Source organism: Sinorhizobium sp. 22678 (assembly GCF_052044265.1).
GTDB classification, from domain to species: Bacteria; Pseudomonadota; Alphaproteobacteria; order Rhizobiales; family Rhizobiaceae; genus Sinorhizobium; species Sinorhizobium meliloti_A.
Genome location: NZ_JBQEMS010000007.1, coordinates 128,715 through 144,950, shown reverse-complemented (window position 1 = coordinate 144,950; position 16,236 = coordinate 128,715). Strand labels below are relative to the sequence as shown.

General features: G+C 61.3%; 17 protein-coding genes. 10 read left to right on the top strand and 7 right to left on the bottom strand.

From position 1 onward, the window contains the following. The first annotated feature begins 82 nt into the window (after window positions 1-82). Both ACTJKL_RS12945 and ACTJKL_RS12940 read left to right on the top strand, forming a co-directional pair. Window positions 83-625, top strand: coding sequence for an RNA polymerase sigma factor (locus ACTJKL_RS12945; RefSeq protein ID WP_275598158.1), 543 nt, complete (start codon window positions 83-85; stop codon window positions 623-625). Further along, window positions 622-1,407, top strand: a complete 786-nt coding sequence (locus ACTJKL_RS12940; RefSeq protein ID WP_275598159.1) for an anti-sigma factor family protein — start codon at window positions 622-624, stop codon at window positions 1,405-1,407. Before ACTJKL_RS12945 ends, ACTJKL_RS12940 begins: the two co-directional genes overlap by 4 nt. 5 nt (window positions 1,408-1,412) lie before the next feature. Here the strand turns inward: ACTJKL_RS12940 and ACTJKL_RS12935 are convergent, their stop codons facing one another. Together ACTJKL_RS12935 and ACTJKL_RS12930 are read right to left on the bottom strand one after the other, a co-directional pair. Continuing rightward, window positions 1,413-1,793 (bottom strand): hypothetical protein, encoded by a 381-nt coding sequence (locus ACTJKL_RS12935; protein ID WP_440853035.1) that lies wholly within the window; start codon window positions 1,791-1,793, stop codon window positions 1,413-1,415. 255 nt (window positions 1,794-2,048) lie between these two features. After that, a complete protein-coding gene (locus tag ACTJKL_RS12930) occupies window positions 2,049-2,762 on the bottom strand; it encodes a DUF6065 family protein (protein WP_275598161.1) in 714 nt (237 codons plus the stop codon). A 186-nt stretch (window positions 2,763-2,948) separates the two neighbouring features. Here ACTJKL_RS12930 and greA point away from each other — a divergent pair, with 186 nt between their 5' ends. Beyond that, the gene (gene greA, locus ACTJKL_RS12925) at window positions 2,949-3,431 is read left to right on the top strand and encodes a transcription elongation factor GreA (RefSeq protein ID WP_440853034.1); all 483 of its coding nucleotides are present in this window, start codon (window positions 2,949-2,951) and stop codon (window positions 3,429-3,431) included. 134 nt (window positions 3,432-3,565) lie between these two features. Here the strand turns inward: greA and ACTJKL_RS12920 are convergent, their stop codons facing one another. From ACTJKL_RS12920 to ACTJKL_RS12900, 5 genes are all read right to left on the bottom strand, one after another. Next, the gene (locus ACTJKL_RS12920; protein WP_379937671.1) at window positions 3,566-5,092 is read right to left on the bottom strand and encodes a malonate--CoA ligase; all 1,527 of its coding nucleotides are present in this window, start codon (window positions 5,090-5,092) and stop codon (window positions 3,566-3,568) included. Next, window positions 5,089-6,528 carry a malonyl-CoA decarboxylase gene (locus ACTJKL_RS12915; RefSeq protein WP_100673559.1) on the bottom strand — a complete coding sequence of 480 codons (1,440 nt, stop codon included), beginning with the start codon at window positions 6,526-6,528 and terminating at the stop codon, window positions 5,089-5,091. The genes ACTJKL_RS12920 and ACTJKL_RS12915 overlap by 4 nt, the downstream gene beginning before the upstream one ends. Beyond that, complete coding sequence (locus ACTJKL_RS12910; RefSeq protein WP_100673558.1) at window positions 6,525-7,841, bottom strand: TRAP transporter large permease; 1,317 nt, start codon at window positions 7,839-7,841, stop codon at window positions 6,525-6,527. Before ACTJKL_RS12910 ends, ACTJKL_RS12915 begins: the two co-directional genes overlap by 4 nt. Then, window positions 7,838-8,407: a TRAP transporter small permease subunit gene (locus ACTJKL_RS12905; RefSeq protein ID WP_440853033.1), complete on the bottom strand. Its 570-nt coding sequence runs from the start codon at window positions 8,405-8,407 to the stop codon at window positions 7,838-7,840. The genes ACTJKL_RS12910 and ACTJKL_RS12905 overlap by 4 nt, the downstream gene beginning before the upstream one ends. 65 nt (window positions 8,408-8,472) lie before the next feature. Beyond that, window positions 8,473-9,477 carry a TRAP transporter substrate-binding protein gene (locus tag ACTJKL_RS12900; protein ID WP_440853032.1) on the bottom strand — a complete coding sequence of 335 codons (1,005 nt, stop codon included), beginning with the start codon at window positions 9,475-9,477 and terminating at the stop codon, window positions 8,473-8,475. A 121-nt stretch (window positions 9,478-9,598) separates the two neighbouring features. On the opposite strand from ACTJKL_RS12900, the gene ACTJKL_RS12895 reads away from it, so the two are divergent. The 7 genes from ACTJKL_RS12895 to ACTJKL_RS12865 all read left to right on the top strand — a co-directional run bounded on the left by ACTJKL_RS12895 (window position 9,599) and on the right by ACTJKL_RS12865 (window position 16,167). Continuing rightward, window positions 9,599-10,273, top strand: a complete 675-nt coding sequence (locus ACTJKL_RS12895) for a GntR family transcriptional regulator (RefSeq protein ID WP_440853031.1) — start codon at window positions 9,599-9,601, stop codon at window positions 10,271-10,273. Between the two features lie 231 nt (window positions 10,274-10,504). After that, complete coding sequence (locus ACTJKL_RS12890; RefSeq protein WP_275598166.1) at window positions 10,505-11,905, top strand: type II and III secretion system protein family protein; 1,401 nt, start codon at window positions 10,505-10,507, stop codon at window positions 11,903-11,905. After that, a complete protein-coding gene (locus ACTJKL_RS12885) occupies window positions 11,902-12,201 on the top strand; it encodes a hypothetical protein (protein WP_102762064.1) in 300 nt (99 codons plus the stop codon). The genes ACTJKL_RS12890 and ACTJKL_RS12885 overlap by 4 nt, the downstream gene beginning before the upstream one ends. Window positions 12,202-12,222: 21 nt before the next feature. Beyond that, complete coding sequence (locus ACTJKL_RS12880; RefSeq protein WP_275598167.1) at window positions 12,223-12,753, top strand: tetratricopeptide repeat protein; 531 nt, start codon at window positions 12,223-12,225, stop codon at window positions 12,751-12,753. 89 nt (window positions 12,754-12,842) lie between these two features. Next, entirely contained in the window at window positions 12,843-13,649 is an 807-nt protein-coding gene (locus tag ACTJKL_RS12875; RefSeq protein WP_275598168.1) for a class I SAM-dependent methyltransferase, read from the top strand. 61 nt (window positions 13,650-13,710) lie between these two features. After that, complete coding sequence (locus ACTJKL_RS12870) at window positions 13,711-14,493, top strand: class I SAM-dependent methyltransferase (protein ID WP_275598169.1); 783 nt, start codon at window positions 13,711-13,713, stop codon at window positions 14,491-14,493. 369 nt (window positions 14,494-14,862) lie between these two features. Next, window positions 14,863-16,167 (top strand): metal-dependent hydrolase family protein, encoded by a 1,305-nt coding sequence (locus tag ACTJKL_RS12865; protein WP_440853030.1) that lies wholly within the window; start codon window positions 14,863-14,865, stop codon window positions 16,165-16,167. The last annotated feature ends 69 nt before the right edge of the window (window positions 16,168-16,236 follow it).

The following is a 16,236-nucleotide window of genomic DNA, read 5'->3' as shown; positions in this document are numbered from 1 at the left end:
GAGACCGCTACCTGTAGATTGTGTCAGAACGGCTGAGTCGTCGGTCTATTCCCTCTTCTAGCCAATTACGGAGTTTCGGGACATGAGCAGTGCGGTGAAGGATGTCGGCGAACGCCTCATGGCGTTCCTGCCCAATCTGCGCCGCTTCGCCATCTCGCTTTGCGGCTCGCGTGATGTCGCCGATGATCTTGTGCAGGCGGCCTGCGAGCGGGCACTGGCCAGTGCCGAGCGCTTCGAGCCGGGCACGCGCTTCGACGCTTGGATATTCCGCATCCTGCGCAATCTCTGGATCGACCAGGTGCGCCGGCAGAAGACCGCAGGCGTGCAGGAGGATATCACCGAGCGTCATGACATCGCCGGTTCATCCGGCGAGCGTGAAGCCGAAGCGCGGCTGACCCTCAAAACCGTCGCGGAGGCGATCACCGAATTGCCGGACGAGCAGCGGGAGGTGGTTCTTCTTGTCTGCGTCGAGGAGCTATCCTATCGCGAAGCGGCCGATGTGATGGGCATTCCCATAGGCACGGTTATGAGCCGACTGGCGAGGGCACGTAAGAGTTTGGCCGAGGCTGCCGGAATAACACAGTCGACCGGACGTTCTCAGTCAATAAAGGGCACAAACGAATGACAGGAACGGACTTCTCCGACGAGACACTGATGCGGTTCGCCGACGGCGAGCTCGACGCCGGGACGATCGCCGAAGTAGAACGAGCGATGGAATCGGATGACGAGCTGGTCGCGCGGGTGGCGCTCTTCATCGAAACGCGCCACGCTGCCAAGACCGCTATGGAGCCGCTGCTCGATGAGCCGGTACCTTCCGGACTCAAGCGTGCGGTCGAAAGAATGGTGACGGAGAAGACGTCGCCACCTCCTGTACCGGGCGCGGGCATCCTGCCTTTCCCACGCGGCGTTGCGAACGAATCTAACAGGAGGCGATGGCTCGCTCCCGTCGCTGCCTCGCTGGCGGCTGTCGTTGCGGGATTCGGCGGATATTGGCTGCGGGGAAGTGTCGAGGCACCGATCGAAGGTGGCTTGCGCGTTGCCGCCATAGGCAGTCCTGCGCTTGATGAGGCGCTCGCCACGGTCGCCGCAGGCGAGGAACGGCCGCTGCTGGGTTCCAAGCAACGCTTCCGGGCGATTGCGACATTCCGTGACAATGCGCAGGCGCTGTGCCGCGAGTTCGAGCTGGACTCGGCCGATGGCTCAACGGTGGTTTCGGTTGCCTGCCGCACCGGGGCCGAGTGGCGTGTGACCTTCGCCGTCATCGCACCCGTAGCGAGCGGCGGCTATGCTCCTGCATCTTCCACGGAAACGCTCGACGCCTATCTGACAGCGATCGATGCAGGGGCGCCGCTCGAGGCGGCGGAAGAGGCTAGAGCTCTCGGCGAACTCCGAGGTGCGCAACGGTGAGTGCATCAAAAATCGCGATCATGGAATAGAGGCGCGCACCGCCCGTTACTCCTGCGGACCGAAGAAGCGGTCCGGTTTTCATAAGGAGTAGATGAGATGACAATGAACTGGACGAACAAGGCGATCGCCGCCGGCTTGGCGGCACTCGTGGGCTCTGCCGCCGAAGCAAGGGAATATTCCTCCTCATTTCCCGGCGTGGAGCGCGCTTCGACGCAAACCGCCCAGACGACCGGCCGGACCGACGGCGAGATCATAGTCGCCGGCAACAGCTCATCCAATTCGAGTTCCAACTCCTCGAGCAATTCGAGTTCCAACTCGTCGTCCAACAGTTCCTCGAATTCGAGCTCCAATTCATCCTCGAACAGCTCGTCGAACTCATCCTCCAACCGTTCGTCCAATTCGAGCTCGAACCGGTCCGACCGGTCATACCGTCCGGGCAAGCTGTGGCACACAGGGCGCTGAGGTTGCGGGAAAGCTGACGGTGCGACAAGAGAGCGGGGGCCGGACATTCCGACCCCCGATTTTTTAAACCGGACCTTTCAAAGCGTTTTATGGTCTCGTTGAAAACAGTGAAACGCTCTAACCTTTGAAGCTGCGCACTTCCGGACGGCAAACCCTTACACACTTGTTCTGGAAGTGCCCTAGCGAGCGGCGCGCGCGGACTCGCGGTACCAGCCTTCTGCGGCGATGGTGTTTCGGTGGATCGTCTCGCGCTCAACAGCTTCCACGCGGGTTTCGGCGCGGATTTCTGCTGTGACTGCCGCATCGGCACGGCGGAAGGGTATCACCTGCACAAGCGGCGTTCCCTTTTCGACGACGTGAAGGCCATCCGGTGCCGTCGCGAAGAACGGAAAATGGATATGAGCGCTATAGCTGTCCGTATCGACAATCCCGGCCACGCATTCAAAAGGCTGTCCCGGGCGGTTTAGCGGCGGCAGAAACAGGCAACTCCATCCGGGCGGCGTGCGGATCGACCAGTAATTGTGAAACTTGCAGGGCGGGGAGGGCTCTTTCGGATTTCCCGCCACCTGATGGGCGCCGTGGTTGCTGACCATTACCCGGTCGAACTCCCAGCCGGCCTCGACGCTGCGGCCGTCATCCTTGATGTCAAGGCGCACCGTCGCGGCGATCGGCAGGATCCAGCCGGTGGTCATGGCATCGAGAAAGGGCATGCAGCGTTTGACGGTCAGACCGTTGTTGATTGCCGACAGGTGCCCTTTGTCGACCGCCGGCAGCCGGCGGAACCAATCAGGCAGAACCGATTTGGCCGGTACCGGCCGCGCGATGACGCCGTCGTCTTCCGGATGGCAGACAAACTGAATGACCCGCGGATCTTTCTTTAGGAAACTTAACATCCCGCTTCTCCCGTTGAATGGCCCGGGAGTAACGGAACGGCGAGGCTTCTATTCCGTCGGGGAGAGAATGAGCAGAAACTCGATGTGTCGACACTGTCGGTTCCTGTCATCGCCCTATATAGTTCCGAGAAAACAGAGTGCGATCGCTCCTAAGGAGAGAGTGCCTCGTCCAAGCGGAGTTCGCCGGTGAGCGTTGCCTTCATCAAGGAAGAAAGTGCCGAGACGGCCTCGGAAACACTGCTGCCTGACCGGCCGGTCTCACCCCATCCGAACCTTGTCACCGCAAAGGGATTGAAGGATCTGGAATTGCACCTCCAACAGGCTCGCGAAGCCTACGATGCCGCAAGCACGATCGAGGACGTGAACGAACGGCGGCGGCAGGCGGCGGGCCCCTTGCGGGATCTGCGCTACTTCGCGGAAAGAGTTCGAACGGCTCAACTCGTCTCCGATCCGGCTTCATTCGATGTGGTCGCATTTGGAAGCACGGTTACCTTCAGCCGTGATGACGGACGGGTGCAGAAATATCGGATCGTCGGAGAGGATGAAGCCGACCCCAAGGCCGGTTCGATCTCCTACGTGTCCCCCGTGGCAAGGGTTCTTATGGGCAAATCTGTCGGGGACATCGCGAGTGGCGGCGATCAGGAGCTCGAAGTGCTCGCCATCTCGTAGAGCGGGATGAGGAAAGTGTAACGGTTTTCGGTCCGGAGGTGCTTTGGATCAAATGGTTAGAGCATTTCAGTGTTTCTGTGAAACGTTGAATGCTCTGACCGATTAGAAGCAATCTCTCGGCGTGCGCGCGATGCCTACGCGCGCGCCTCGGCTCCTGCATAAAGACGCGCATATGTTTCGCGAAGCACGTTTTTCTGAACCTTGCCCATCGTATTGCGCGGCAGGTCGTCCACGAAGATCACCCGTTTCGGTTGCTTGTAGCGCGCCAGCCGGCCTTCCAGACCGTCGAGAATGGCGCGCTCGTCGATCGTCGCACCCGGCTTCCGGACGACCACGGCCGTGACGCCTTCGCCGAAGTCCGGATGCGGCACGCCGATGACTGCCGTTTCCACGACCCCCGGCATCTGGTCGATCTCGGTTTCGACTTCCTTGGGATAGATGTTGTATCCGCCGGAAATTACGAGATCCTTGCCTCGCCCGACGATATGGACGTAGCCCCGCTCGTCGATCTTGCCGAGGTCGCCGGTGATGAAGAAGCCGTCGGCGCGGAACTCCGCCTGCGTCTTTTCGGGCATACGCCAATAGCCCTTGAACACGTTCGGGCCCTTCACCTCGATCATTCCCGTCTCGCCTTTCGGGAGCGGCCTGCCGCTCTCCGGATCGGCGATACGAAGCGAAACCCCCGGCAATGGGAAGCCGACGGTTCCGGCGATGCGCTCGCCGTCATAGGGGTTGGAGGTGTTCATATTGGTTTCGGTCATGCCGTAGCGCTCTAGAATGGCATGTCCGGTCATCTGGGCGAAAGTCCTGTGGGTCTCGGCAAGCAGCGGAGCCGAGCCAGACACGAAAAGCCGCATCCCGGCGGTTGCCTCGCGCGTCAGCCCCGGATTCTGAACGAGACGCACATAGAAGGTCGGAACGCCCATCATCGCGGTTGATTGCGGCATCAGACGCAGGACTTCGCTGGCGTCGAATTTCGGCAGGAAAAACATTGAGGCGCCGGCCAGAAGAACGACATTCGATGCAACGAAGAGGCCATGCGTGTGGAAGATCGGCAGGGCGTGAATCAGCCTGTCGTCGGCCGTGAAGCGCCAATGGTCGCGAAGCGTGGCGGCGTTCGAGAGGAGGTTGTCATGCGTCAGCATCGCGCCCTTGGACCGCCCGGTCGTGCCCGACGTGTAGAGGATGGCGGCGAGGTCATCCGGACCGCGATCGGCGTTGCGGAAATCCGGTGCATTGCCCCGGGCAAGGTCGATCAGCGAGCCGCCACCTTTCTCGTCCAGCGTCTCGACCTTGGCGCCGTGATCGGCGGCAAGCTTCGAGATCCCCTCCTTTGCAGCCGGCCCGCAGACGATGAGCCGAGGCTCGGAATCTGCGAAGAAATAGTCGAGTTCGGCAAGCGTATAGGCCGTGTTGAGGGGAAGATAGACCGCGCCCGCGCGCAGGCAGGCGAGATAAAGCATCAGCGCCTCGGGGCTCTTCTCCACCTGCACCGCCACCCGATCGCCAGGCCGCACACCGAGGCTGTCGAGCGCGGAAGCGATGCGGCCCGAATGCTCCAGCATGTCGCCATAGGTCCAGCGGCCGCCGTCGGCCGTCAGGATGAAGGCGGAGTCGGGGCGCGCTGCCCGGCGTATGGCGTCGAACAGATGGTTGCTCATGAGGTGAACTCCTTGTTGCCTTTCCTTCCTGGTGCGTCGGCTGATCGGACGTCCGGGGGAAAGGCGTCCGGACCTGGAACGAGGCTGCGTGAACCCCTGTCGGCCGGCACCAGCCGGCGGATGGCGGGTGCGGCGACGACCTCGCCGCGGGTCGCAAAGACCTCGTGGTTGGTCTCGATGTCGTCGAGCTTGTAGAGATAGTTGACCATCATCCCGTGGGCCTGGCGCATCGCCCGTTCGGACCGGTCGCCCAGGAAATTGATGCGTTCGAGCCGTGCGCCGTTGCCGAGATGGAACCGGGCGACGGGATCGACGGTCTTGCCGTTGCGATTGCGAGCCCTGAGGAAATACCAGGCGGCCGCAGCCGTCAGGCTTGGCTGGATGGCCGCTGCGGTCTCCGGCTGATCGGCCCAATCAGGCTCGTCGAGCACCGCGAGCCTGCTGCGGTCGGCGGCGGATAGGGCGTTAGACGTTTCGGCCCGGCGTTCGCGCGACAACCAATCGGCAAAGCCCGGCACCGGCGACAGCGTCACGAAGGTGTCGAGGCGAGGGAGGTCGCGCCGCAGATCCTCCACCACCTGTTTGATCAGGAAGTTGCCGAAAGAGATGCCCCTGAGGCCTTCCTGGCAGTTCGAAATGGAATAGAAGACGGCTGTCGTCGCGTCGGCAGCGCGGATCGGCGCACGGTCCTCCTTCAGCAGCTCCGCGATGTTGGAAGGCATTTCGCGTGTCAGCGCCACTTCGACGAAGATCAGCGGATCGTCGACCAGCTGCGGATGGAAGAAGGCGAAGCAGCGCCGGTCCTCCGGCGCAAGCCGCCGGCGCAACTCGTCCCAGCCGCCGATATGATGGACGGCCTCGTAACGAATGATCTTCTCCAGAATGTCGGCCGGCGTCGACCAGCTGATCGGCCGCAACACCAGGAAGCCCCGATTGAACCAGGAACCGAAGAGATGCGCGAAGTCCGTATCGACCGCCTCCAGGTCGGGGTTCTGGGCTTTGAGTTCGAGGAGGTCCGCCCGCATGCGGACGAGGGTCGCGATGCCGTTCGGCGCAAGATTGAGCCTGCGGATCAATTCCTGGCGGCGCGGTTCTGCCGCCATGCTCATCTCAAGCAGCGCCTTCGGCGTCGGATCGGCGCGATAGGCGTCGATCGCCCGCTCCAGCCGTTCGATATCAGGGCCGAAACGAGAGAGCAGCGCCAACATGAAATCGCGCCGCTTGTCCTGATCGAAGCCTTGCCACCGATCCAGAATGTTCTTGGCCAGCGCCATGCCCGACGCCTCGCCTCGGCTCGACAGCAGCGTGTCGCAGAGCGCTTCCATGGTGCCGACCGGATTGACATCGCCGTTCCGGGCCGGACCGAGCGACAAGAATCGCCGGCCGCGCTCGGCAATGCTCTGCAGCATGTCGCTGAAAAATGACGTCGTGCTCATTGGACGGTTCCCAGCATCTGGTTCGGCAGCCACGTCGCGATGTCCGGAAAGACGCAGAGGAGAATGATCGCCAGGAACATGACGAGCACGTAAGGCAGGGACCCCCAGAGAATGTCCTTCGTCGGAATCTGCGGCGCAATGGCATTGATGACGAAAAGGTTGAGCCCGATCGGAGGCGTGATCAGGCCGACCTCCATGTTGATCGTCAGCACGATCGCGAACCAGTAGGGGTCGAAACCCGCCTGGGTGACGATCGGGAAGAGCATCGGTGAGGTCATCACGATGACGGCGACGGGGGGCAGGAACATGCCGCAAATCAACAGAAAGACGTTGATGATCAGCATCAGCACCCAGCGGTTGACCTCCATGTCCGCAATCGCAGCCGCGACAGTCTGCGTGATGAACAGCGACGACAGCGCGAAGGCGAAGAGCTCGGCAGCAGCCATGATCATCATGATCATGACGCTTTCCTTCATCGCCGACCCGAAGATGCCGGCGACCGGCCGAAACCGGAAGAGGCGATAGGCGACGATCACGACTGCCAATGTCAGGAATGCGCCCGCACCGGCTGCTTCAGAAGGCGTGGCGATACCGCCATAGAGTACGTAGAGCGTGCCGGCAATGATCAGCAGGAACGGCAGGATGCGCGGAAGGGCGGCCAGCCGTTCCTTCATCGAGTAGCGAACAAGGCGTGCATCGAATTCATAGCCCTTGCGTTTGCAATCGATGACGGCCCAGATCATGAACATGATCGTCAGCAGAATGCCGGGGACGATGCCCGCCATGAACAGCCGCCCGATGGAGGTCTCGGTCGCTATTCCGTAGACGATCAGCGTGACCGAAGGGGGAATGAGAATACCCAGCGTGCCGCCGGCGGCGATGGAGCCGCTCGCGACCGAAGCGGGATAGCCGCGCCGCATCATCTCCGGAATGCCCATCTTGCCGATCGCCGCGCAAGTCGCGGGCGACGAGCCCGTCATCCCGGAAAAGATGGCGCAAGCTCCGATGTTCGACAGAATGAGGCCCCCCGGGATGCGGTTCAGCCACCGGTCGAGCGAGGTGTAGAGGTCAGATCCCGCCGGAGACGAGGCAACCGCCGCGCCCATGAGGACGAACATCGGGATCGACACATAGGCCAGATTGGCGATGCCTGAAAACATCGTATCGCCGAGCACGTAGAAAATGCCGGCGCCGCTTTGCATGTAGAGCGCTGCGAAGGCGGCAAGACCCAGGGCGAAGGCGATGGGCATTCCCGTTGCCAGCAGCACGAAAAGACATGCAACGATCATCAGTCCAGAGACAGTCGGGCTCACTGAATGATCTCCTGTGGATGGCGGTCGGCGCCCGGGGCCGAACCCGGTTCGGCCGCGCCGGGGCCTATGGCTTCCGGGACTGCCGGGGCGGTGAGGAGCGTCAGAATCTGCGCGACATATTGCAGGCACAGCATGGCAAAGCTGACGGGTAGGGCAGCGAGCGGCACCCAAAGCGGCGGCGCCCAGACGCTGGAGTGTTTCCAGTTTCCCGCCCACGCGTCATGGAACTGAATCCACGTCGCAATCAGCATGACGACGCAGAACAACAGTCCGAGCAGGTCGGCGAGGATTCGCAGGACGTAGCGCGTGCGGTCGCCGACTAGCATCTCGACGACGTCGATGCCCACATGGCCGCCCTTGAGCAAGACGTATGGCGCGCCGAGAAACATGGCTGCGGTCGCAGAAAACACGACGAAGTCCGTCTGCCAGATCGTCGCCTGACGAAATACATAGCGCTGCATGATCATCTGGCAGACGACGAGCATCGCCGCAATGAGCAGGGCCGTCGCAATGGCCGCAAGGCCACGCGAAGCATTGCCGACAGCCTGTGTATAGGCTTTGAGCATCAGATCATCCCCGAGTTGCGCTGGAAGGAACGGCGCGCCGGAGCACGCCGTTCTGTCGGTCCGCCTTACTTCACGGCGAGCGCCTTTTCGATCAGCTTGTCGCCGCCGGGAACGTTGGCGGCGAAGTTCTTGTAGGACGATGCCTTGGCGAGTTCGAGCCAGGCATCGTAATCCTCCTTCGACATCTCGACGACTTCGACGCCTGCCTTCTTGTAGGTGTCGATCATGACCTGATCGCCCTTGCGGACCTCTTCGTTGAAATAGACTTCCGCTTTCTCGCCGGCAGCGAGGATCGCCTTCTGCTGCTCTTCCGTCAGGCCATCGAAGACGCGCTTCGACACCAGCACCGGTTCGTACATGAACCAGAGGGCGTTTTCCCCCGGCGCAGTGAGGCACTTGGCCTGTTCGAACAGGCGATAGGACACGAAACTCGCCGACGAGGTGTTCGCCGCATCCAGGACGCCGGTCTGCATGCCGGTGTAGATTTCCGAAGAAGGCATGGATGAGATCGAAGCACCGGCTTCCACGAGCATCTCCTCGAAGGCCGGCCCGGCGGCGCGGATCACCTGTCCCTTGATCGTGTCGGGGGAGGTGATGCAATTCTTCTTGGAGGCGAAGGCGCCGGAGAGCCACGCATCGGCGATCACCAAGGCGCCGGCATCCTCGATGACCTTCTTGATGTCCCCCATGAACTCGGAATCGTTAAGCCGCATGGCGCGATCGAAATTTCCCACGAGGCCGGGCATCAGCGTCGCGGAGAATTCCGGGTGGCGGCCCGAAGCATAATCCAAGGGGAACGAAGTCATATCGAGCAGGCCCCGTGTGACCGCATTCCACTGATCGTTCGGCTTGTAGAGCGACGACCCCGGGAACACCTGGATTTCGAGGCCGACATTGGCGGCGGCGACCTCGCGGGCGATCAGTTGCACCATCTCGTCGCGAATGTCGCCCTTTCCCCCCGGGAACTGGTGTGACGCCTTCAACACGGTCTGGGCACCCGCTGTGGAAGCGATCAAGCTGCAGATGGCCGCGATAGCGGAAGTCGTCAACTTCCGTCGAAAACTGCTCATTTCTTCCTCCCTGACATGCCGGCCTCCCGCCGGCTTGGTAGTAAGAGTGGATCCATCTTGCGTACCGTGTCAAGATTTTTGTATACAAGAGGAATGGTTGTTGCATACGGATCGGTAAGGGATGAGCGAGAACATTTTCTACAAGCTGCGGGACGATATCGAGAACGGCATCGTAACGGGCGAGTTCGAGCCGGGTGAACGTCTGGACGAGACGCAACTCGCCATGCGCTTCGGCGTATCCCGCACCCCGATCCGCGAAGCCTTGATGCAACTGAGCGCGATCGGGCTCGTCGAGATCAGACCGCGGCGCGGCGCCGTCGTCGTGGATCCGGCCCCGCAGCGCGTCTACGAAATGTTTGAGGTCATGGCTGAACTGGAAGGCATGGCCGGTGCTCTTGCCGCGCGCCGGCATACGGAGAAAGACAGCGCGGCTCTGTTGGCCGCCCACGAGAAATGCCGGGAAGCGGTCCTCAGCGAGGAGACCGATTGCTACTATTACGAGAACGAGATTTTTCATCGCGCGATATACACGGCGAGCCATAGCGGCTTTCTGGAGGAGCAATGCACGACCCTCCATCGCCGCCTTCGCCCCTATCGCCGCCTGCAGCTCAGAGTTCGCAACCGCATGAAGGTCTCGTTCAGGGAACATGGAGAGATCGTCGATGCCATTCTTTCCGGCAATGCGGATGGCGCGCGGGAGGGATTGCGCAGCCATGTGGCGGTCCAAGGCGACCGCTTCGGCGACCTTGTCGCAAACCTCTCGAACCGTGACCGGCGGAGCGGTCGGCTCGGATAGGAACCGGACGATGAGGCATTCCGGTCCCAATACAGTACCTGAGAATACAGGCTACGCGGGCCACTAAAAATTGCCGGTTTTATTTAAAATTCCTGGGTGTTTATTGTGGGTTGGGGGGATTCTTGGTTGACCTTGGGGCAGGTTCTCGAAACACTCCCGGCGGTTACGGCCAACACGTAGCGTCACGAAAGTGCGACATTGTGCCGAGTGTCGTGGAGGAACACAGGAACCATGACAAGGTCAAGAGGCTCCCTTTTTGCGTTCTTCTGCTTCGTTGTGGCTCTGTGTACGGGCATTGGCGCCAGTCCCCCGGCCTCGGCAAACGGCGATTCGGTCGAAATCTCGTCGAATTTTTCCCGGTCGATCAAGGTTGCGAAGGGCAAGACGGTCACGATCAGGGCCGTGCAGCGATTCGATGAGATCGTCATCGGGGATCCGGAGATTGCGACCGTAACCCCTCTGACCGATCGTTCCTTCTATATTCTCGGCAATGAACTGGGCTCGACAAGCCTCACCATTTTCGATGCGGAAAAGAATCCGGTCGGCATTATCGACATAGAGGTGACGCTCGATACGAAATTGCTGTCCTCGACGATCCGACAGTCGGTGCCGGGCTCGAGCGTAAAGGTAACCTCGGCGAACGGAAGGATCGTTCTTTCCGGCTCTGCCACGGACGCGGTTGCGGCTACCCAGGCTGAGCAGATCGCATCGCGCTTTGCCGGCGACGAGGAGGTCATCAATTCCATTAAGATCACGTCGTCCCAACAGGTACAGCTGAATGTCAGATTCGTGGAGATCAACCGCGACGTCGGCAAGGAGCTTGGAACCCAGATCAGTGCCGCCTATGCCTGGTCGAACGGGAGTGTCGAGTTCAACTCCTCCCCGCGCGCGACATCCAATACGCCGGCCGGCTCGCTTATCGGCAGCCTCATCGGAGAGGGCTACTCGGTCGATGTGGCGATCGATGCGCTCGAAGACAGGGGTATGGCCCGGCGCCTCGCCGAGCCGAACCTGATAGCGCGTTCCGGTGAGACCTCAAGCTTTCTGGCCGGCGGCGAATTCCCTATCCCCATCTCGGAGCAGGACGGAACCATTACCGTCAGCTATAAGAAGTTCGGTGTCGGTCTGGATTTCACGCCGACCGTGCTCAGCGATGGCCTTATCTCCCTCGACATCGAGCCGGAGGTATCGGCGATCGATAACACCGCCTCCTACCGGGTGGGAAATATCGCGATCCCGGGCTTCTCCGTCCGCCGTGCCCGGACGTCCGTCGATCTCAAGAGCGGCCAGAGCTTCATGATCGCCGGCCTCCTGCAGAGCGAGAACAATCTCATCACCCAGCGCGTGCCGGGCCTCGGGCAACTTCCCATTCTCGGCGCGTTGTTTTCGTCCAAAGCTTACCAGCGCCGCGAGACCGATCTCGTGATCATCGTCACGCCTCATCTCGTCAAACCGATCGATCCCCTCAAGAAGGTCGCCAGCCCGTCGGATCGAACGAAACGACCGACCGAATCTGAATTCTTTCTCGGCAATATCGATGAAGTGGAGGTCAACGGCAGGGGCCGGTCTGCGTCGAGGCAGGCGCGTGTCGTCCGCGCACCGAGTTCCGGCCATTTTCTGGAGCTCCAATGATCCGCAGAAGCAGCAGGCCTAAAGGCTTTCACGGCTTTCTTTTTCTTGCGTCGATCCTGCTTTCCGGGTGCCAGAGCTACGAATTCGTCCGCAGCGAAACGATAGCCCTGTCCGCAGGCGATGCAATCGCGGCCAATAGCGCGATGCAGATGGTCGATCCGTGGCCGCCAAGGGTCAAGCAGACCAGCTTGGTCACGCCGGCCGACCTGGAACAATATAAGCCGCAGGACGCGGAGCAAAACGGGACGAACGGGGGAAATGGTGAGCCTTATCCGAACGACACCACGACGCAGTAGCAAGAGGGCGGCGATCAGCGAATGGAGATGAGAATAGGCGAGTCCGGCCGCAGTGTGCTGGGCCGTCCGGGAGGAGAACGCCGGACCACGGAACTGGCCATGGCGATCGTCGCCGCTGTGCTTCTTTCGAGCTGTCAGACGTCGGAGGTGTTGTCGGGTGCCGAATTTGACCCGACATCCGCTCTGATGTCATCCGGAGACGTGAGCAAGTCCGATCTCGATCAGGGCAAGCTTCAATTCATGAACGGCAATTATGGGCTCGCCGAGAAGCACTTTCGAAAGGCGGTAGAGCTGCGGCAGGACAACGCCGAGGCGCTGATGGGATTGGCGGCCTGCTATGACCGCCTCGGCCGGTTCGATCTGGCGGACCGCGCCTATAGCCAATTGCTCAAGGTGGCCGGGCGCCAGCCACGCATCGTCAACAACATGGGCTACTCGCACTATCTCCGAGGCGAGAAGGCAAAAGCCCGCAAATTGCTGCTCGAAGCTCGTGCGGCATTACCGGGGGACGAGACGATCGAGGCCAATCTTGCCTTGTTGGACCGCAGTTGAGGGCATAGCGTCAGGCTCCCGCCGTCGGGCGATGTTGATCGGCTTCGCCTTCGCAGCTAGCTTCGACGGTCAGCAACTGGGTGACCGCCATGGCCAGTGACGTCCTTGCCCGTTCCTTCGGCAAAGAGGCATTCGGGCTCGACCCGCAGAATTACCACACGGCCCGGCCGCCCTATCCGGAGCTCGTCTGGGATGCGCTACGAAAGCGCGCAGGACTCCGAAGCGGTATTTCCATCCTCGAGATTGGAGCCGGAACCGGGCTGGCCACCGAACGCCTTCTTGACGATCGGCCCCAACGGCTTCTGGCTGTAGAGCCAGACAGGCGGCTAGCAAAGTTTCTTCGCGATCGATTGGACGAGGAAGAACTCGAAGTGGTGGAAACTCCCTTCGAAAAATTGAAAGTTCCGGAAAAGAGTTTCGATCTCGTCGTCAGTGCGACGGCGTTTCACTGGATTGATGCCGTTCCCGGCCTGCGGCGCATACAGCGACTGCTGCGAGACGGCGGTACCGTCGCTCTCATTTGGAACGTGTTCGGGGACGGTGTCAGGCCCGACCCATTTCATCGAGCAACGGCACACCTGTTCTCGGGCCATCGTACGAGCCCGTCCGGTGGCGGAACGACCCAGACGCCATACGGCCTCGATGTCGGAGCGCGACTGGCCGACTTGGAGGAGGCTGGATTTACGTCCGACGAGCCAGAGCTCATAGACTGGACCCTGTCGCTGGACCCGTCCGCTGTTCGACGCCTCTACGCGACCTACTCGAATGTCACGGCACTGCCGGAGGACGAGCGGGAAAGATTGCTCGGCGGACTGGAGAAAGTGGCCGAAACCGAGTTCGCAGGCGTTGTCACCAGAAACATGACCACGTCGGTTTACACGGGAAGACGAGAGTAACGGGGTGCAGGGGAGGGAGGATCAAACTCCCGGACCAGCCCTCACAAAGAGAGGGAGTGCTATGGCGTTGGATCGTGCCGACTTTTACGACGCAGAATTGGCGCGACACAATCGCCACCTGCGGGTTGCTGCCGACTTTGGCGCAGATGATCGGGTGCTCGATATCGGCTGCGGTGCAGGACAGACGACGCGCGAGGCCGCCCGCGCCGCGTCGCAAGGCGAAGCGATCGGTGTGGATATTTCCGCGGAGATGCTTGAGGAGGCAAGGCGACGGAGTGCCGCTGAGGGTCTGCGGAATGTGATGTTCGAGCAGGGCGACGCGCAATTTCACGGATTCCCGACCGGCAGTTTCGACCTTTGCATCAGCCGGTTTGGCGTGATGTTCTTTGCCGATCCGGCGGCGGCATTTGCCAATATCGGCCGGGCCATGCGCCCCGGCGCGCGCCTTGTGTGGATGGTATGGCAGAGCCGGGAGCGTAACGAGTGGTCGCGCGCCATCCGGCAAGCCCTGGCGCCGGCAATTGCGGTTTCCGCAGGTGCTGCCGACCCGTTTTCACTTGGCGATCCTCCGGTTGCCGCGGACCTTCTGAGATCGGCCGGCTTTACTTCGATCGACTTTGCGGACGTGCGAGAGCCGGTCTTCTATGGATCGGATGTCGATGCCGCGTTCGATGCACTCACCAGCCTTTATCTTGTGCAGGACGCTCTCGCGGCCGCAAATGAACCGCCGGACAAACCACTGCAGCGGCTGCGCGGCTTGCTTGAGGCGCATATGACCCCGAAGGGCGTATTTTTCGACTCTCGCGCGTGGATCATGACTGCCCGCCGGCCAGGTGGAGGCTGACTACGCCAAGAATGTCTGCGATCAGCAAGTGGTCTGCCAAGTGGACACTGTGTCGGTATCCGATGTTGGGAATGAGTGAGACGGCGAAGCGCGGTTGCCCGTTCCTTCGGCGATCTGGCGTGCCAAGATTTCGACCCCTGTACTATGAAAGAGACCACCGCTTCTTGACGTCTGCATTGTATAAGCTACAACTTGTCCTTGCGGCGTGACCACCTCTCCTCCTGAAGCGGGATGATCGTCATGTGTCAAAAATCCTCTGGATCGCAGCAGTCGACGCAATGTAAGGCTGCCGTGCATGCGGTGTCCTGTCCTGCAGCGTTGTTCCTTCTTGCGCATCCCGTTTTCACCTTGCTGCGCTCTGGCAGAGAAATGCTTGCAGCGGCTCTCGTGCTCGGACTTTGCGCGACCGCCAGCGCCGATGACGTGCTTTTCGAAAACGTCCACATCTTCGACGGAAAAAGTGCTGCTCTTTCGGCGCCGTCGAATGTTCTGGTCCAGGGCAATGTAATCGCCAAGATTTCGATAAGCCCGATCGAAGCCGAAGGCGCTGAGCGCATTGCCGGCAACGGGCGAACGCTGATGCCGGGCCTGATCGATGCGCACTGGCATGCGATGTTGGCTGCTTCCACCCCGGCAGAGGCAATGGGCGACGTCAGCTTCGCCAGTATCCTGGCCGGCGATGAGGCGACGGATACGCTGATGCGCGGCTTCACCACCGTTCGCGACGTAGGCGGGCCGGCGTTCGGCCTCAAGCGGGCCATAGACCGGGGCATCATCCCCGGACCGCGCATCTATCCGTCCGGTGCCATGATCACGGTGACCAGCGGGCATGGCGATTTCCGCCAGCTCACCGACCTGCCAAGGAGGACAGGCGGCCTGTTCACCCCGATGGAGACGAGCGGGGGTGCCATGGTCGTGGACAGCCCCGACGAGGTGCGTCTGCGCGTCCGCGAGCAGTTCATGCAAGGCGCCGTTCTGATCAAGCTGACGGCCGGCGGCGGGGTGTCTTCACCCTTCAGCCCGCTCGACGTCACCACCTTTACCGAGCCGGAATTGCGGGCCGCCGTGGAAATCGCCGAGAATTGGGGCACCTACGTCGCCGCGCACGCCTTCACCCCTGATGCGATCCGGAAGGCTATCGCTGCTGGTGTGAAGTGCATCGAACACGGCTTCCTCATGGATGAGGCCACCGCCAAGCTGATCGCCGAAAAGGACATTTGGCTGAGCTTGCAGCCACTTCCGGAATTGATGAGGACAGGCCTTCGCGAGGGTTCGGTCGAGCGTGCCAAGGCCGATGAGGTGTGGCCGGGTATCGGCAGGACGTACGAACTGGCAAAGAAATACAAGATCAAGACCGCGTGGGGCACGGATGTCCTGTTCTCCCGTGCACTGGCGAGGCAACAAGGAGCAATTCTTGCCTCACTCGTGCGTTGGTACACGCCTTCCGAAGCGCTCGTTATGGCGACGGGGACCAATGCCGAACTGCTGGCGCTGTCGGGCCAGCGCAACCCCTATCCGGGAAAGCTCGGCGTGATCGAGGAAGGCGCGCTCGCGGACCTCCTGCTCGTCGAAGGCAATCCGCTGGAGAATATCGACCTGGTGGCCGATCCCGCCAACAGCTTCAAGATCATCATGAAGGACGGCATGATCTACAAAAACACACTCGCCCAGTGAGCAACGACGGCCTGATGGCCCCACCGAAGACTGCTGTCGTCGCATGCTACTGATGGACTGAGGAGATCG

What these genes read in the sequence shown, in the direction of transcription:
- ACTJKL_RS12945 (WP_275598158.1), top strand. Translation starts at nt 83, where the DNA reads ATGAGCAGTGCGGTGAAGGATGTCGGCGAACGCCTCATGGCGTTCCTG.
- ACTJKL_RS12940 (WP_275598159.1), top strand. Translation starts at nt 622, where the DNA reads ATGACAGGAACGGACTTCTCCGACGAGACACTGATGCGGTTCGCCGAC.
- ACTJKL_RS12930 (WP_275598161.1), bottom strand. Translation starts at nt 2,762, where the DNA reads ATGTTAAGTTTCCTAAAGAAAGATCCGCGGGTCATTCAGTTTGTCTGC.
- ACTJKL_RS12920 (WP_379937671.1), bottom strand. Translation starts at nt 5,092, where the DNA reads ATGAGCAACCATCTGTTCGACGCCATACGCCGGGCAGCGCGCCCCGAC.
- ACTJKL_RS12915 (WP_100673559.1), bottom strand. Translation starts at nt 6,528, where the DNA reads ATGAGCACGACGTCATTTTTCAGCGACATGCTGCAGAGCATTGCCGAG.
- ACTJKL_RS12905 (WP_440853033.1), bottom strand. Translation starts at nt 8,407, where the DNA reads ATGCTCAAAGCCTATACACAGGCTGTCGGCAATGCTTCGCGTGGCCTT.
- ACTJKL_RS12900 (WP_440853032.1), bottom strand. Translation starts at nt 9,477, where the DNA reads ATGAGCAGTTTTCGACGGAAGTTGACGACTTCCGCTATCGCGGCCATC.
- ACTJKL_RS12895 (WP_440853031.1), top strand. Translation starts at nt 9,599, where the DNA reads ATGAGCGAGAACATTTTCTACAAGCTGCGGGACGATATCGAGAACGGC.
- ACTJKL_RS12890 (WP_275598166.1), top strand. Translation starts at nt 10,505, where the DNA reads ATGACAAGGTCAAGAGGCTCCCTTTTTGCGTTCTTCTGCTTCGTTGTG.
- ACTJKL_RS12885 (WP_102762064.1), top strand. Translation starts at nt 11,902, where the DNA reads ATGATCCGCAGAAGCAGCAGGCCTAAAGGCTTTCACGGCTTTCTTTTT.
- ACTJKL_RS12880 (WP_275598167.1), top strand. Translation starts at nt 12,223, where the DNA reads ATGGAGATGAGAATAGGCGAGTCCGGCCGCAGTGTGCTGGGCCGTCCG.
- ACTJKL_RS12875 (WP_275598168.1), top strand. Translation starts at nt 12,843, where the DNA reads ATGGCCAGTGACGTCCTTGCCCGTTCCTTCGGCAAAGAGGCATTCGGG.
- ACTJKL_RS12870 (WP_275598169.1), top strand. Translation starts at nt 13,711, where the DNA reads ATGGCGTTGGATCGTGCCGACTTTTACGACGCAGAATTGGCGCGACAC.
- ACTJKL_RS12865 (WP_440853030.1), top strand. Translation starts at nt 14,863, where the DNA reads ATGCTTGCAGCGGCTCTCGTGCTCGGACTTTGCGCGACCGCCAGCGCC.